12 protein-coding genes are annotated in these 15,568 nt (G+C 66.4%); 9 read left to right on the top strand and 3 right to left on the bottom strand.

What is annotated here, in order from left to right:
* The first annotated feature begins 82 nt into the window (after positions 1-82).
* Positions 83-3,415, top strand: a complete 3,333-nt coding sequence (locus A7D16_RS11005) for an amidohydrolase family protein (protein ID WP_064632595.1) — start codon at positions 83-85, stop codon at positions 3,413-3,415.
* Between the two features lie 257 nt (positions 3,416-3,672).
* Here the strand turns inward: A7D16_RS11005 and A7D16_RS11010 are convergent, their stop codons facing one another.
* Positions 3,673-5,178 (bottom strand): sensor domain-containing diguanylate cyclase, encoded by a 1,506-nt coding sequence (locus A7D16_RS11010; protein WP_193395457.1) that lies wholly within the window; start codon positions 5,176-5,178, stop codon positions 3,673-3,675.
* A gap of 264 nt (positions 5,179-5,442) precedes the next feature.
* Here A7D16_RS11010 and A7D16_RS11015 point away from each other — a divergent pair, with 264 nt between their 5' ends.
* The 5 genes from A7D16_RS11015 (at position 5,443) to A7D16_RS11035 (ending at position 11,680) form a co-directional block, all read left to right on the top strand.
* Positions 5,443-6,450 carry a zinc-dependent alcohol dehydrogenase family protein gene (locus A7D16_RS11015; RefSeq protein ID WP_064632600.1) on the top strand — a complete coding sequence of 336 codons (1,008 nt, stop codon included), beginning with the start codon at positions 5,443-5,445 and terminating at the stop codon, positions 6,448-6,450.
* A 404-nt stretch (positions 6,451-6,854) separates the two neighbouring features.
* Entirely contained in the window at positions 6,855-7,514 is a 660-nt protein-coding gene (paoA, locus tag A7D16_RS11020) for an aldehyde dehydrogenase iron-sulfur subunit PaoA (protein ID WP_275655045.1), read from the top strand.
* Positions 7,511-8,461, top strand: coding sequence for an FAD binding domain-containing protein (locus tag A7D16_RS11025; protein ID WP_064632604.1), 951 nt, complete (start codon positions 7,511-7,513; stop codon positions 8,459-8,461). The genes paoA and A7D16_RS11025 overlap by 4 nt, the downstream gene beginning before the upstream one ends.
* 1 nt (position 8,462) lies before the next feature.
* Positions 8,463-10,670, top strand: a complete 2,208-nt coding sequence (gene paoC / locus A7D16_RS11030; RefSeq protein ID WP_064632606.1) for an aldehyde oxidoreductase molybdenum-binding subunit PaoC — start codon at positions 8,463-8,465, stop codon at positions 10,668-10,670.
* Positions 10,667-11,680, top strand: coding sequence for an XdhC family protein (locus A7D16_RS11035; RefSeq protein ID WP_064632607.1), 1,014 nt, complete (start codon positions 10,667-10,669; stop codon positions 11,678-11,680). The genes paoC and A7D16_RS11035 overlap by 4 nt, the downstream gene beginning before the upstream one ends.
* A 97-nt stretch (positions 11,681-11,777) precedes the next feature.
* Here A7D16_RS11035 and A7D16_RS21520 read toward each other — a convergent pair whose 3' ends face one another.
* Positions 11,778-12,002 carry a hypothetical protein gene (locus tag A7D16_RS21520; RefSeq protein ID WP_082925783.1) on the bottom strand — a complete coding sequence of 75 codons (225 nt, stop codon included), beginning with the start codon at positions 12,000-12,002 and terminating at the stop codon, positions 11,778-11,780.
* An 80-nt stretch (positions 12,003-12,082) separates the two neighbouring features.
* Here A7D16_RS21520 and A7D16_RS11040 point away from each other — a divergent pair, with 80 nt between their 5' ends.
* The 3 genes from A7D16_RS11040 to A7D16_RS11055 all read left to right on the top strand — a co-directional run bounded on the left by A7D16_RS11040 (position 12,083) and on the right by A7D16_RS11055 (position 15,001).
* Positions 12,083-12,691 (top strand): nucleotidyltransferase family protein, encoded by a 609-nt coding sequence (locus A7D16_RS11040; RefSeq protein ID WP_064632608.1) that lies wholly within the window; start codon positions 12,083-12,085, stop codon positions 12,689-12,691.
* A 672-nt stretch (positions 12,692-13,363) separates the two neighbouring features.
* The gene (locus tag A7D16_RS11050; RefSeq protein WP_064632618.1) at positions 13,364-13,579 is read left to right on the top strand and encodes a hypothetical protein; all 216 of its coding nucleotides are present in this window, start codon (positions 13,364-13,366) and stop codon (positions 13,577-13,579) included.
* Positions 13,580-13,750: 171 nt separating this feature from the next.
* Positions 13,751-15,001 carry a DUF819 family protein gene (locus A7D16_RS11055; protein WP_064632611.1) on the top strand — a complete coding sequence of 417 codons (1,251 nt, stop codon included), beginning with the start codon at positions 13,751-13,753 and terminating at the stop codon, positions 14,999-15,001.
* 345 nt (positions 15,002-15,346) lie between these two features.
* Here the strand turns inward: A7D16_RS11055 and A7D16_RS11060 are convergent.
* Positions 15,347-15,568 (bottom strand): transposase (locus tag A7D16_RS11060; RefSeq protein ID WP_153043136.1); only part of this gene is annotated, 222 nt, incomplete at its 5' end.

Below are 15,568 nucleotides of genomic sequence, written 5' to 3' on the forward strand. Positions count from 1 at the left end.
CGGCGCTTGAAACCCGCCTGCGCCACGCAACCGCGCAGGTCCTTGGCATGATCCGACGCCGCCTGCGCAAGGTGGCGTCTTGATGAAGGAGCGTGGCGTGCGTCAGTGGCTCGGTCTTGGCCTGATGGTCTGTCTGTCGATCGCGGCCGCTGCCGCGCTTGCCCACGATCCCGCCGAGCATCTGCCGCTGCCGTGGCTGGCCACTGCTGCCGGTACAACCGCGACGCCCGGCATGCCGCGCCCGCGGCAGGCGCCGGGACAGACGCTGCCGTTGCAGGCCACGCGCCGTATCGCCTTCGAGACCGATGAAGGCACCTGGATGGGGCTGGACGTGTCGCCGCGCGATGGCCGGCTGGTGTTCGACCTGCTCGGCGATCTGTACACGCTGGACGCCGCTGGCGGCCGGGCCAGGGCTATCAGCCGCGGCCTGGGCTTCGACAGCCAGCCGACGTTCTCGCCGGATGGGCAATGGATCGCTTTCGTCAGCGACCGCAGCGGTGCGGAGAACCTGTGGCGCATGCGGCCCGATGGGCGCGACGCGCAACAGCTCACGTTCGGCGACGACGATACGGTACTGGTGTCGCCGGCCTGGGCGCCGGATGGCCGCGCGCTGTACGCCAGCCGTTTTCGCTGGTCGGTCAACGATTACGAACTGTGGCGCTACGGGCTGGATGGCAGCGAAACCCTGGTGGCACCGGTCCGCGCGGAGGGCGCCGCCAGCGACCAGAGCACGCTGGGTGCGGTGGTGTCGCCGGATGGCAGGCAGCTTTACGCGGCGCGCCGCAGTGGCGACAAGGACAGCGCCGAGCTGGAGTTGTGGTCGATCGTGCGGCGCGACCTGGCCACCGGCAAGGAAGAGACGGTGTTGCCGGTGCCCGGCGTGCCTGGGCGCCGGCCGTTTCCCGGCACTTATTTCAGCCCGCGGCTTTCGCCGGACGGCAAGCAGCTGGCCTACGCCACCCGCCAGCAAGGCCAGACCGGGCTGCGCCTGCGCACGCTCGCCACCGGTGAGGACCGCTGGATCGCCTTTCCGATCGCGCACGACCAGAGCCAGGCGCAGAGCTGGCAGGATCTGGTGCCGCGCTACGCCTTCAGCCGCGATGGGCGTGCGCTGCTGCTCAGCCGCAACGGCCGCTTCGAGCGTATTGCGCTGGATGGCCGGGGCGCAGGTACGATCCCGTTTACCGCCTCGGTCGATCTGGAACTGGGGCCACTGACCGGCGCTGACATCCGCCAGGAAACCGGCCCGGTCCAGGCGCGTCTGATCCAGGACCCTGCGGTATCGCCGGACGGCAGGCGTGTGGCGTTTTCTGCGCTGGGCGCGCTCTACTTGATGGACATGCAGGACGGCGCGCGGCCACGCAAGCTGCCCACCGGAGAGGTGCCGGCCTTCCATCCCGGTTGGTCGCCGGATGGCAAGGCGTTGACGTACGTCACCTGGGACGGCGGGCAGGGCGGCCAGGTCTGGTCGCTGCAGCCCGGCGCCGCGGCCCCGCGCCAGCTCAGCCGTGGGGCGGGCGCGTACTACACCCATCCGCTGTTCACCCGCGATGGACGCGACGTGCTGGTGGTGGCGTCCGACAACGTGGCGCGCATGCAGGCCGCGATGGTGTTCGGCAGCGTGCGCGAGGCGCAGCTGCAACAGCTGCCGGCGCAGGGCGGCCAGGCCACGATCCTCTATCGCGGCACCTTGGGCGGCACGCTGCACTTCGGTGCGGCGCCCGACCGCGTCTATGCGATGGGCAGCGGCGGCCTGATCGGCATCGACCTGCGCAGCGGGCGTGCCGACGCCCCCATCGTGGTGAAGGGGCCGGGTTGGTATTTCCAGGACGGCAGCGTGCCGGTGGACGACCTGCGCATCAGTCCCGATGGCCAGTGGCTGCTGGCCCAGGTCGCCCAGCAGCTGCACCTGCTGCCGGTGCCCGCGCAGGGAACGACGGTGGATCTATTGGCGCCCGGCGTGCGCCACCGGCGCATCACCGATGTCGGTGCCGATGACTTTGCCTGGAGTGCGGACAGCCGCACCATCACCTGGTCGATCGGCTCCAGCGTCTACCGCCGTGCACGCGCCGATATCGCCCTGCATGCCGCCGATGCGCCGGGCTGGGACGCAGATGTGCCTACGCCAGGGCGCAACACGCAGGTAGTGCAGGCCAGGGTGGAGATCCCGCGCGATGTGGCCGAAGGCACGCTGCTGCTGCGTGGCGCCACCGCGCTGACGCAGCGTGGCGACGAGGCCATTGCCGACGCCGACCTGCTGGTGCGCGATGGGCGCATCGCCGCGATCGGCCCGCGTGGCAGTGTGGAGATTCCTGCTGGCACGCAACTGCGCGATGTCAGTGGGCGCTTCCTCATTCCGGGCCTGATCGATGTGCATGACCATGTCGCCGATTTTCGCCGCGATCTGCTCGACATGCGGCCCTGGGGCCTGCGCGCGCGACTGGCCTACGGGATTACCACCGCCTTCGATCCCTCCTCGTTGAGCATCGACATGCTGGCCTATCAGGATCTGGTCGATGCCGGCATGGTGGTGGGCGCGCGCGCACCGACCACGGGCATGGCACTGTTCTCGTTCAACCGCATCGCCTCGCTGGATGAGGCACGCGCGCTGCTTCGCCGTTATCGCGACCACTACCGCACGCGCACCATCAAGCAGTATCTGGTCGGCAATCGCCGCCAGCGTCAGTGGTTGGTGCAGGCCGCGCACGCGCTGGGCATGCGCCCCACCAGCGAGGGCTCGCTGGCCCTGAAACTGGACCTCAACCAGGTCATGGACGGCTACGCCGGGCACGAACACGCACTGCCGACGCCGCTGTACCGCGATGTGATCGAACTGATGGCACGCAGCGGCACCAGCTATGACGCAACGCTGATGATCGCCAACGGTGGCCCTGCCGCGCAGAACAACTACGTCATCCGCGATCGGCCGCTGGGCGATGCGACGTTCCGCGCAACCCGCCCGTACGAGGTGGCCATGCAGCAGGCGCAGTCGCAGCGCTGGATCGATCCGTCGCTGATGCTGTATCCACGCATCGCCGGCGACGTGGCGCGCATCCAGCGCCGCGGCGGGCTGGTGGCGATGGGCTCGCACGGCGAGATCGCCGGGCCGGGGCTGCACTGGGAAATGCAGGCGCACGTGGAAGGTGGCATGACGCCTGCCGAGGTGCTGCAGGCCGCCACGCTGGGCGGTGCGCGCAGCATCGGGCGCGGTGCGGAGTTGGGCAGCCTGGAGGCCGGCAAGCTGGCCGATCTGGTGATCCTGCAGGCCGATCCGCGCCTGGATATCGGCAACGCGCAAAAGATCGACGCGGTGATGCTGGGCGGCCGCTTGCGCGAGGTCCCGAGCCTGGATGAGCTGTGGCCCAGAGAAACCAGAATTCCTCCGCTGTGGCAGCGCGGCGAATCGCTGAACTAGATCCCGCGCGGCAAGCCCCGGTGGTGCTGGCGGGCGAATTCCGCAAGCGCGTGGCAGCTGAAGCGCCTTCGAGTGTGGAGGGGTTTGCCGGCGAGCAGCGGCACGCCGTAGCCGGGTCGGCGCGATGCCGTTCCGGAGCCGTCTGGCGAAGTGCAGCAGGCCAGTGCAAACCAGCGGGAAGTCGCGTATCGCACGCGTTTCAGCCACACAAACAGCGCGCCGGATGCGATCCGCTTGCACGACAACCGACGTAGGCATTACGCCGAGGTGCGATTGCGACCGCTCTGCTTGGCGCGATACAGCGCCGAATCGGCGTCTTGCACGATGGTGTTGGGGCTCAAGGGCGCTTCGCCCGGTTCGAAGGTGGCGGCGCCGATACTTACCGTGACATGCGCGCTGGTGGGGCTGGGCAGGTGCATCAGGCCGAGTTCGGCGACCGCATTGCGCACCGCATCGGCCAGGCGCAGTGCGCCGGCGGCGTCGGTATGCGGCAGGATCATGCCGAACTCTTCGCCACCGTAGCGTGCGGCGACGTCTTCGCTGCGTCGCGAGCAGCCGGCAATGGCGCCGGCAATCAGGCGCAGGCAAGCGTCGCCATTCACATGGCCATAGGTGTCGTTGTAGAGCTTGAAGTGGTCGACATCGATCATCAGCACCGACAACGGCGCTTGCACGCGAACGGCGTCCTTCAAGGCGCGCGAGAGCCGGTAGTCGAAGGCGCGCCGGTTGGCGATGCCGGTCAACGCGTCCACCCAGGCTTCGGTGCTCAGCTTGGCTTCGTTGCGATGCATGCGGCGCAGCTGCAGATCCAGCCAGATCCCCACGCCGAGCAGCAGCGTGCAGCCCAGCGCGGCCACCACGATGCGCTGGCGCGCCGCCTGCCGCCAGTTCGCCAAGGCATCGTCGACAGAGACGCCGGTCAGCACGGTCAATGGATACGGCCGCGTCGGCGCGAAGCTGGAAATGCGCTGCACGCCATCGATCGGCGAGCGATAGGTGGCGGTGCCGTGCTTGCGCGCGCGCATGGTGAAGTAGATCGAGGTGCCCGCGATGGACGTGCCGATCACGCCCTGTTTGTCGGGCCGGCGCACCATCACGATGCCATCGTCGCTGGTCATGCCGATGGTGCCGTGCGGGCCGACTTCAAAGGTGCTGTAGTAATTCTGGAAATACCTCAGTTGCAGGGTGATCAGCACCACGCCGGCAAACTCGCCGCTCGGCGTGTTGAGGCGCCGGCTCAGCGTCAGCACCCATGAGCCGTCCGAGCGGCTTTGCACGGGCGGGCCGACCAGCGACAAGGCGTCGCGATGGTTGCGGTGATATTTGAAATAGGCGCGGTCGGCGTTGTTGTGCGTTCTGGATGTGTTGTCCAGCGACGAGCTCACCCAACTGCCGTCCGCCGCATAAATGAAGATGCCATGCAGCCGATCCGAGCGACGTGCTTCGCGCACCAGAAATTCATGCATCGGCGAACGTGCGGCGCTGGAGCCTTGATCATGCTCCACCCGCGACACCAGCCCCGACAGCACCGCATCGGCGATGGACAGGGTGTCGCTGGCGTGCTGCGCCAGCGAATTGGCCAGATTCAGTGACTGCGCCTGGGCGCTGCGCAGCGCGGTTGCGCGCTCTTCGTGGATGGACCAGTACTCCGAACCGAGCAGCAGCATCCACGACACAGTCAGCACGAAATGCAGCGCGATCCGTTGTGCTCGTTGCCGTCGCCGCTTGGTGGTTGACGTCACTGTGGCTACCTGTCTGGACATCAGGGCGATGCAACCGCCGTGCCAGCCTACGCGTCGCGGCCCCTGTGGCTACGTGCACAGGTACGCGCGCGTGCGGACTTGTGATTGCTGCCTCATGCGGCAAGCAACAGCCCGCTTGCACGTGCCGCTGTGCGCAATGGTGGTCGCCGTTGCGTTCGCTGTGCATACACCAGACGACGCTACGGACTGAAAGCCAGCTCGGCGGCGTTCGCATAACGGCGCGCATGCTGTCCCGTGCGCTGCATCATGTTCAGGAGTGACCCCATGCAAGCCATTGGTCATCGCCATCCCGCAGCCATCGCCTCGCTACAGTCCGTTGCGTTGCCCGATCCAGGGCAGCCCGCACGTGGCCAGATCCGCGTGCGCCTGCATGCCAGCTCGCTTAATTTCCACGACCTGGGCGTGGTGCTTGGGCAGATGCCGACCGCAGACGGGCGTATTCCGATGTCCGACGGCGCCGGTGTGGTGGAAGCAGTGGGACCGGAGGTCGAGGAGTTCGCAGCAGGCGATCATGTGGTTTCCACCTTCTTCCCGCAGTGGCTGGATGGCGAGGCGTTGCATGCCGGTTTTGCGACCACGCCAGGCGACGGTGTCGATGGCTACGCGCGCTCTGCGGTGGTGGCCGACGCACATGCCTTCATCCACGCGCCCGGCGGTTACAGCCATGCCGAGGCCGCAACGCTGACTACCGCTGGCGTCACCGCATGGCGTGCGTTGGTGGTCAATGGCGGACTCAAGGCCGGCGACTGCGTGTTGGTGCTGGGGACCGGCGGGGTGTCGATCTTTGCACTGCAATTTGCCAAGGCGATGGGCGCGAGCGTGATCGCGACGTCCTCGTCGGACGAAAAGCTGGAGAAGGTGCGCGCGCTCGGCGCCGACCATGTCGTCAATTATCGGCAGCACGCCGAATGGTCGGCGCAGGTGCTGGACATCACCGATGGGCGCTGCGTGGATCATGTGGTCGAAGTCGGCGGCCCCGGCACGCTGACGCAGTCGATCCGTGCTGCGCGTGTGGGCGGCCATATCGCCTTGATCGGCGTATTGACCGGCGCGGTGGTGCCGGTGCCGACCGCTGAAATGATGGGGCGCCAGCAACGTCTGCAAGGGCTGGTGGTTGGCAGCCGCAAGCATCAGCAGGATCTGGTGCGTGCGCTGGACGGCTTGCCGCTGCGGCCGGTGATCGATCGCAGCTACGCGCTGGAGCAGATCGGCGAGGCATTTGCGCTACAGCAATCCGGCGGGCATCTCGGCAAGGTCGCGCTGGAGTTCTGACATCTCCTGCTGCAATGTGCGTTGGCGGTGCGGGGCACCACTGGCGTATAAACCCATCAAGACGGCTTTCGCAGAATGGCCGTTCGCACCGCGCCTGCTGGCGAGCACGACCGACACTCCTTTCGTCTACGATCGCCACCGTGGCCGACGATGCACGTGTTGCACGCGCGACCGCATAGCCAGCCTGTCCCGCTCCAACGTCATCAGGGCCCGGGGTCGCGCAACACAGTGATGAGCGTGGTTCATAGGCGCATGCAGTTGCCGGCGCCAATGCGGGCGAAAACGGGCACTAGAATCGGGCAATACCGCCGTTTCAGTCCCGCCGTCGCTGCCGCGCGCTCACGCGCTTGTGACCGGCCGCGCTGCACATTGATTAAGAACTGTATAAGCCAGCATTGTTGGAGATGCCAGCCATGAGAGACATCAAGATGACCCGTCGCGAGGTACTGATCGCGGGTACGGCATCCGCAGCCAGCGTTGCCGCAACCCAATCGATGGCTGCCACTGCTGCCACCGCCATGTCGCAGCGGCAGGCGGTCGAGCCGGCCAATGCATCCAGCCAGGTTGCCTTCGAAGTCAACGGCAAACCGGTGACATTGACCCTGGATAACCGCACCACCTTGCTGGATGCGTTGCGCGAGCACCTGCACCTCACCGGCACCAAAAAAGGCTGCGATCACGGCCAGTGCGGCGCCTGCACGGTCATCGTCGATGGGCAGCGCATGAATTCGTGCCTGTCGCTGGCAGTGATGCATCAAGGTGCCAAGGTCACCACCATCGAAGGGCTGGGCACGCCGGAGAAACTGCATCCAATGCAGGCGGCGTTCGTCAAGCACGATGGCTATCAGTGCGGCTACTGCACGCCCGGCCAGATCTGCTCGGCAGTGGCGGTGCTGGACGAAGTGAAACGCGGGATCCCCAGCCATGTCACCGAAGACCTCACCGGCAGGACCAAGCTCACCACGCCCGAATTGCAGGAACGCATGAGCGGCAACATCTGCCGCTGCGGTGCGTATTCCAACATCGTCGATGCCATCAATGAGGTTGCCGGAGACCGCGCATGAAGGCCTTTAGCTACGAGCGCGCCACCTCGCCAGCCGATGCCGCAGCCAAGGCAGCGCGCCAGCCCGGTGCCAAGTTCATTGCCGGCGGCACCAACCTGCTCGATCTAATGAAACTGCAGATCGAAACGCCGTCGCACCTGATCGACGTCAACGGCCTGAGCCTGGACACCATCGATGCCACGCCCGACGGCGGCTTGCGCATCGGTGCCCTGGTGCGCAATACCGATCTAGCTGCAGACCAGCGTGTGCGCCGCGATTACGCGGTGTTGTCACGCGCCTTGCTGGCAGGCGCCTCCGGGCAATTGCGCAACCGCGCCACCACCGCCGGCAACCTGCTGCAACGCACGCGCTGCCCCTATTTCTACGATACCAATCAGCCGTGCAACAAGCGGCTGCCTGGGAGCGGCTGTGCGGCCATCGGCGGGTTCAATCGTCAACTGGCGGTGATCGGGACCAGCGAATCGTGCATCGCCACTCATCCCAGCGACATGGCCATTGCCATGCGCTTGCTCGATGCCGTGGTCGAAACGGTGCGCCCGGACGGCCAGACGCGTGCGGTGGCACTAGCCGAGTTCTACCGCGCACCGGGCAAGACGCCGCATCTGGAAACCGTGCTGGAACGCGGCGAGCTGATCACCGCAGTGACCTTGCCCAAACCGCTCGGTGGCACGCATGTGTACCGCAAGGTACGCGACCGTGCATCGTATGCATTTGCGCTGGTGTCGGTGGCAGCAGTCGTGCAACGCGATGGCAGCGCCCGCGTTGCCGTCGGCGGCGTTGCGCACAAGCCGTGGCGCAGCGAAGCGGCCGAAGCGAAATCGCAGCGGGGCGCGCGCGCCATTGCGTCTGTGCTGCTCGACGGCGCACAGCCCACCGAACACAACGCATTCAAGGTGCCGCTGGTCGAGCGCACCCTGACCGCGATCCTGGCCGACACGAGGGCCTGATATGAAATTCGACACTCCCGCCGGTACCAACCCCATCGATCAGCTCAAGGTCGTCGGCAAGCCCGTCGATCGCATCGATGGGCCGCTCAAGACCACCGGCCAGGCGCCGTATGCCTACGAACATCACGACATGCCGGGCCGCGCGGCCTACGGGCATGTCGTGGGCGCGGGCATCGCCAAAGGCACCATCGGCAGCATCGATCTGAGCGCGGCGCGCAACGCGCCCGGCGTGCTGGGCATCGTGACTGCGCAAAACGCCGGAACGTTGCATAAGGGCAAGCTCAATACCGCCAAGTTGCTGGGCGGCCCGGAGATCCAGCATTACCACCAAGCGATTGCAGTGGTGGTTGCAGAGACCTTCGAGCAGGCGCGCGCAGCGGGACAGTTGATCAAGGTCGATTACGGCCGCCATGTAGGCGCATACGACCTGAAGAAGGCGCGCGATGGCGCCAAGGTCACCAAGGAGGGCGGTGCCCCCAATAGCGCTATCGGCGATTTCGCTGGCGCCTTCGCAGCGGCACCGGTGCAACTGGACGCCGAATACACCACACCCGATCACTCGCACGCCATGATGGAACCGCACGCATCGGTCGCGATGTGGGACGGCGACAAGCTCAGCGTGTGGACCTCCAACCAGATGATCAACTGGGGCGCGCGCGATCTGGCTGTCACGTTGGGCATCCCGCGCGAGAACGTGCGGATCATGTCGCCGTATGTCGGTGGCGGGTTTGGCAGCAAGCTGTTTCTGCGCACCGATGCCGTATTGGCCGCGCTGGCTGCACGCGAAGTGAAACGTCCGGTCAAGGTCATGCTGCCGCGCCCGCTAGTCGCCAACAACACCACCCATCGTCCGGCTACCGTGCAGCGCATCCGCATCGGTGCGCAGCGCGATGGCAAGATCACCGCGATCGCACATGAGAGCTGGTCGGGCGATCTACCTGGCGGCGGTCCGGAAATCGCCGCCGCGCAGACGCAGTTGCTTTACGCCGGGGCCAACCGGTTGATCGCTACACGTCTGGCGGTGCTCGATTTGCCGGAAGGCAATGCGATGCGCGCGCCTGGCGAAGCACCCGGGTTGATGGCACTGGAAGTGGCCATGGACGAAATGGCCGAGAAACTCGCGATGGATCCGGTCAAGTTCCGTGTCGTCAACGACACGCAGGTCGATCCGGAAAACCCGCAGCGCCCGTTCTCGCAGCGCCAGTTGGTCAAGTGCCTGGAGGACGGTGCCGAGCGTTTCCAGTGGTCCAAGCGTAAAGCCAAGCCGGCCAGCAACCGCGATGGGCGCTGGTTGGTCGGCATGGGTGTTGCGGCCGCGTTTCGCAACGCGCCGGCAATGACCTCCGGTGCGCGCATGCGCCTGGAGCGGGGCGGGCGCGTGGTGGTCGAAACCGACATGACCGACATCGGCACCGGCTCCTACACCATCATTGCGCAGACCGCTGCCGAAATGCTCGGTGTGCCGTTGAATTGGGTGGACGTGCGGCTGGGCGATTCCAGCTTCCCGGCGTCGGCCGGCTCCGGTGGGCAATGGGGCGCGAACAGTTCTACTGCAGGCGTGTATGCAGCTGCAGTCAAATTGCGCGAGGCGGTGGCAAAGCAGTTGGGTCTGGACCCGGCCTCCGCCGAATTTGCCGACGGCCATGTCCGTGCCGGCGGCAAGCGCATCGCGCTCGGCGATGCGGCGGCCAATGGCGCGCTGGTGGTGGAAGACAAGATCGAATTCGGCGACCTGAGCAAGACCCACCAGCTCTCCACCTTCGGCGCGCATTTTGTCGAAGTGGGCGTGGATATCGCCACTGCCGAGGTGCGCATCCGGCGCATGCTTGCGGTGTGCGCGGCCGGGCGCATCCTCAACCCGAAATCCGCACGCAGCCAGGTCATCGGCGGCATGACCATGGGCGCCGGCGCGGCGCTGATGGAAGAACTGGCTGTGGACAAGCGCCTGGGCTTTTTCGTCAACCACGACCTGGCCGGCTATGAAGTGCCGGTGCATGCGGACATTCCGCATCAGGAAGTGGTGTTCCTGGACGAAAGCGATCCGCTGTCGTCGCCGATGAAGGCCAAGGGCGTGGGCGAGCTGGGCATCTGCGGTGTGGCCGCCGCCATTGCCAATGCGGTCTACAACGCAACCGGCGTGCGCGTGCGCGACTACCCGGTCACGCTGGACAAGCTGCTGCCGCACCTGCCCGAGATGCTGCGCGCGTGAGTGCAGTGGTTGCCCCGGTCACGCATGCGCCCCCGGCCCAAGCGGCCTGGCCAGCATGGCCGGATTACGCGTTGCACGACGATTTGCTGCCAACGCTGACCGCGTGGCAGCGCGCCGGCCAGCGCGTGGCGATCGCCACCTTGGTCGACGTTCAAGGCTCATCGCCGCGTCCGCTGGGAAGCGAGATGGCGATTTGCGCCGACGGCAACGTGGCCGGTTATGTGTCCGGCGGTTGCGTGGAAGCGGCGGTGGCGCACGAGGCCATGGCAGCGCTGCGCGACGGCCAGCCGCGGTGGCTGGATTACGGCGAGGGCAGCGAGGTGCTGGACATCCAGCTCAGCTGCGGCGGGCGCATCGGGGTGCTGGTGTGGCCGGTGCCCGACCTGGGCGAGTATCTGGCGCGGTGGCGCAACGCGCGCCAGCACCGGCGCGCGTTTCATGTGGCGCTGGATCGTGCCTCCGGCACGGTGCGTTACCCGGCGACTGCGCAGGACGCGCGTGCTGGCGAATTCCTGCGGACGCACCGGCCGCCGTTGCGGCTGGTGCTGGTCGGCGCCGACCCCGCGCTGCTGGTGCTGGTGTCGCTGGCCAGCCAGATGGGCATCGACGTACGCGTGCTGCGGCCGCACGGCCCCGGCGAAGCGCCGCCGGGGCTTGCAGCGGAGCATTACGACCGGCGCGCGCTGGGCGATGCGTTGCAGGACCTGCATCTGGATGCCGACAGTGCGCTGTATAGCTTGGCCCACGATGCCGAAATCGATCTGCAGGTCGCGCAGCACGGGCTTGCGTCCAACGTGGCCTGCATCGGCATCCTGGGCAGCCGGCATAAACGCGAAGGCCGGTTGCAGGCACTGCGCGCGCTCGGCTACGACAACACAGCGCTTGCGCGTCTGCGGCTGCCCGCCGGCTGGCGCATGGGGCGCTCATCGCCGCACACCATCGCGCTCGGCATCATCGCCGAAGCGACGCAGGCGGTGGCGGAGATGCAGGCCACTGCAGCGAGCCGATAAGTCGCGGCGCTCCTGTCTGGTGTAGGTGAGTTATTAGCTCGCAACGCCGAGGCACTGGCAATCGGAAGCGTGGTGGACGTATGCATGTGTCTGGTCGTCAGCAGCCCGCCGTGACCAGCGGTGACCGTGCGAATGACGTCCGCTGACGCAGCAGCTGCTCGAGCAATCTGCGGTCACCTTGCACGCACAGCTCGCTCTCTACGCTGCGGCTGTCTCCCATCAGCACCACGTCGCCATGACCCTTGTTTTCGATCAGCACGTCGACGTATCGCGCAACGCGGTGCGCATCGAGTTTTTCGTAACCGCTCAGCGCGCGCGTCACTGCTGCGCCACGAAGCGCGATGCCGGCGCCATGTCGCGCTTGGCACTGCGCAGTTCTGCGGCGGTAGCAGGGGGCGCGGCGTGAGGCGCGATCACGCCGCGCTGGTGCTGGGCGCAGGCGCGGGGCGCAGGCTGGGCCGTTCCAAGCAATTGCTGATGCGCGACGGCGAGCCCTTGCTGCGCCGCGCCGCACGCATCGCACTGCAGACTGCACCGAGTCGCTGTGTAGTGGTGTTGGGCGCCGATGCGGACGCGTTGACCCAGGTGTTGCAGGGCCTGGACGTGGAAATATTGCGGCACGCCGACTGGTCGGCAGGCATGGGTTCCAGCCTGGCCGCGCTGCGTCAGCATGTGCAGGACGACACGGCACTGCGGCGCAGCCTGATTCTGGGCTGCGACCAGCCGGCGCTGGACGCCCCGCATCTGCGCGCGTTGCTGGACGAAGCCGATCGCGCCACATCGGGCTGTGCGACCAGCGGCTATGCCGGCGTGCGCGGCATTCCCGCGGTGGTCACCCATAGCGCCTGGGCGGATGTCCCGTTACAGGCCGACAGCGGCCTGCGTGGCCTGTTTGCCAGCCTGGACGTGCAGACCCTGGGCTGCGTGAGCGCTCCAGCGCTGGCGCTGGATATCGACACGCCTGCCGACCTTGCCGCCGCGCAGCAACGCGGGTGGGTGGACGCAGAGTGAGACGCCATGACGGGTATGCGTGCAAATCCCTGTCAGCCTGGGTTTCAACGGGTATGCAAGTCGGTGGGGCGATAAGACAGGCGCCGTCACTGCACGCTCAGACGGTGGCGTGACCGGTGGCGATGACTGGGCTACAGGCCGCTCAGCGCACTCGCTGCGTCGCGCCACCGGCCACGTCCGGCCTGCGTTGCTCCGCAAGCCGACGCGTTCACGACCATAAGCCGACCGCTTCCCTGATCACCAGAACATAGCCAATCACCATGGCGGTCTTGACCGAAAAGTGAAATTTCCTGAGCAGATACATGCAATTCCTCCCCAGAGGCAGTCTTCAAGAGCAACCGATCACCCCAGTGCGCACCGTCCGCCCTCGTCTGACGGTTGCTCACGACACGGCGTTCACCGTTCCAGGCCGAATGTAGCGCTGGATGTGATGTGAGTCACGTAAGAATTTTCCTACCTGTACGCCAGTGTCCGCCCTACAGCATTGACATGCTTAAAAGAACATTCTGGCTATGCCGGACGCGGGGCCCTTGGCCACTCTCCCGCGGCCCCTTGAGTAAGGGCGCGCCGGCATCCCGGACAGGAGAAAGTCTTCCCACTACTTCCATGCACCGTGGCTTTCCGCGCGGCCTGCGCATTGCTCGACCGCTGTACGCACTGGCCGGAGGCCTGATGGACGAGTCACGTTACGTCGTACGCATACACCCCGAACAAGGCGGGTGGTGGGTCACCCGCCCGCAGTGGTCGCCGCTGCGCTATCTGCGCGAGCAGGGCGCCCTGGAGTACGCCGAACTGATGGCCAAGCTGCACTGTCTGACCACCGGTCAGCCCAGCGGGGTGGTGGTCAATACCGGCGCCGGCGACCGCGTGGTGCGGCGTTACGGCTGAGACGCGCGCTACTCTGCCGCATCCCGGCAGCACGTTTCTAACTGACACCGCGGCCTTCCGGCAACGCTGGCGGGTTTGCGCAGACGGCCAGGTCGGCTAGATTCAAGGCGTCGGCCGCTGTTGGCCCGACCCGCATGTTGGCGGCTACCTTTTTTCGGATGTCCGCCTGTCGTGAATGCTGCCGGTGCTGCGTTGATCCAAAACGATATCGTCGTGTTCGGCTTGATTGCCGCCACCCTGGGCGCGGTGTTCTGGACCTCAGCGCGCGAGCACGGGCCCTGGCGGCGCTTTTACGCCTTCGTGCCGGCCCTGTTGCTGTGTTATCTGCTGCCCGGGATCTACAACACGGTCGGTTTGATCGACGGCGCCAACACCCGTCTATACAACCCGATCGCCCGCGACGTGCTGCTGCCCGCCGCATTGATCCTGCTGACCTTGAGTATCGATCTGCGCGCAATCCTGGGGCTCGGCCCCAAATTGGTGGCGATGTATCTGGGCGCATCGCTGAGCATCATGCTGGGCGCGGTGGTGGCGTTCTGGGTGATGCGCTGGCTGCATCCGGCCACTGTGGCCGGCGACACCTGGGCCGGCATGGCGGCGCTGGCCGGCAGCTGGATCGGCGGTGGTGCCAACATGCTGGCGATGCGCGAAGTCTTCGCTGTGGACGCAACCACCTTCGGGCAATTTGCGGTGGTGGATGTGGGCGTGGGCTACGTGTGGATGGCGGTGTTGATTTTCCTGGCCGGCCGCGCGCGCAACATCGACGCACGCAGCGGTGCCGATACCCGTGCGCTGGATGCCTTGCAGGAGCGCATGGCGCGCTTTCAGGCCGAACATGCGCGCATTCCCAGCCTGGCCGACCTGATGGTGATCGTGGCAGTGGCCTTCGGCGGCGTCGGCCTGGCGCATGCGCTGGCCAACCCGCTTGCGGCGTGGTGCAAGGCGCAGTTGCCTTGGGCCAGCCAGTTCAGTCTGGACACGCCGTTCGTGTGGGTGGTGGTGCTGGCGACCAGTCTGGGCCTGCTGCTGAGCTTTACCCGCGCACGCACGCTGGAAGGTGCGGGCGCCTCCAGGGTCGGCACCTTGCTGCTGTATTTCCTGATTGCCTGCATCGGCATGCAGATGGACCTGCTGGCGTTGCTGGACCGGCCCTGGTTGTTCCTGCTCGGCCTGATCTGGATCGCCGTGCATATCGGCTTGCTGTGGGGGCTTGGCCGTCTGTTGCGGGTGCCGTTTTTCTATTTTGCGATCGGCTCGCAGTCCAATATCGGCGGCCCGGCCTCCGCACCGGTGGTCGCCGCCGCGTTTCATCCGGCACTGGCGCCGGTCGGTGTATTGCTGGGCACCATGGGCTACGCCACTGGCACCTATCTGGCATATCTGGTCGGCATCGCCTTGCGCGCGATGGCCGGTGCGGGCTAGCAGCAGCTAACCAGACGGCTGCGCGGCGGCCAGGCGGGCGTGATCGCCAGCCGGCCTGGCCCACGCTCGGCATCGCGGCATGGACTGCGCACGCATGCGGCTGTTACGCGGCGTCGGTTTCGCCCGACGACTGCTCATTACCTGGTGTCAGCCACGCCGGGCCGCGATCCGGCTATGCACGCAGCCGCTGAGAAACGCTCCACTGCACGCATCTGCCAAGCAACGTGCAGGGAGCGCGCGCTCGTAACGACTGCAGCTGACAACACGGCAGTGTGCTCGGCCACATCCTTGAGATATGCAAGGATCTGCGGCCCGCACTTTTCCGCGGGCCGGCTTAGAACCTGTTCACAATCTTCTGAGTAACAGTGCCAAGAAGGCCAAATGGATGAACTGCAGGCTGGTGTTGAGTTTGCGCTCGCAGTTCTTCCATAGCCTTCGGTTCTTCTCCAGCCAAGCAAAACTACGCTCGACAATCCATCGCTTGGGCATGACCTTGAAGGTGTGCAATTCGCTGCGCTTGGCAATCTGCACCGTGAGCTGCTCGCCTAAAATCTCTCGCGCGCCGCT

It is taken from the genome of Xanthomonas nasturtii (genome assembly GCF_001660815.1).
GTDB lineage: Bacteria > Pseudomonadota > Gammaproteobacteria > Xanthomonadales > Xanthomonadaceae > Xanthomonas > Xanthomonas nasturtii.

Excerpts from the sequence above, each read along its gene's own strand:
- A7D16_RS11005 (WP_064632595.1), top strand. The coding sequence starts at position 83 with ATGAAGGAGCGTGGCGTGCGTCAGTGGCTCGGTCTTGGCCTGATGGTC.
- A7D16_RS11010 (WP_193395457.1), bottom strand. The coding sequence starts at position 5,178 with ATGTCCAGACAGGTAGCCACAGTGACGTCAACCACCAAGCGGCGACGG.
- A7D16_RS11015 (WP_064632600.1), top strand. The coding sequence starts at position 5,443 with ATGCAAGCCATTGGTCATCGCCATCCCGCAGCCATCGCCTCGCTACAG.
- paoA (WP_275655045.1), top strand. The coding sequence starts at position 6,855 with ATGCCAGCCATGAGAGACATCAAGATGACCCGTCGCGAGGTACTGATC.
- A7D16_RS11025 (WP_064632604.1), top strand. The coding sequence starts at position 7,511 with ATGAAGGCCTTTAGCTACGAGCGCGCCACCTCGCCAGCCGATGCCGCA.
- paoC (WP_064632606.1), top strand. The coding sequence starts at position 8,463 with ATGAAATTCGACACTCCCGCCGGTACCAACCCCATCGATCAGCTCAAG.
- A7D16_RS11050 (WP_064632618.1), top strand. The coding sequence starts at position 13,364 with ATGGACGAGTCACGTTACGTCGTACGCATACACCCCGAACAAGGCGGG.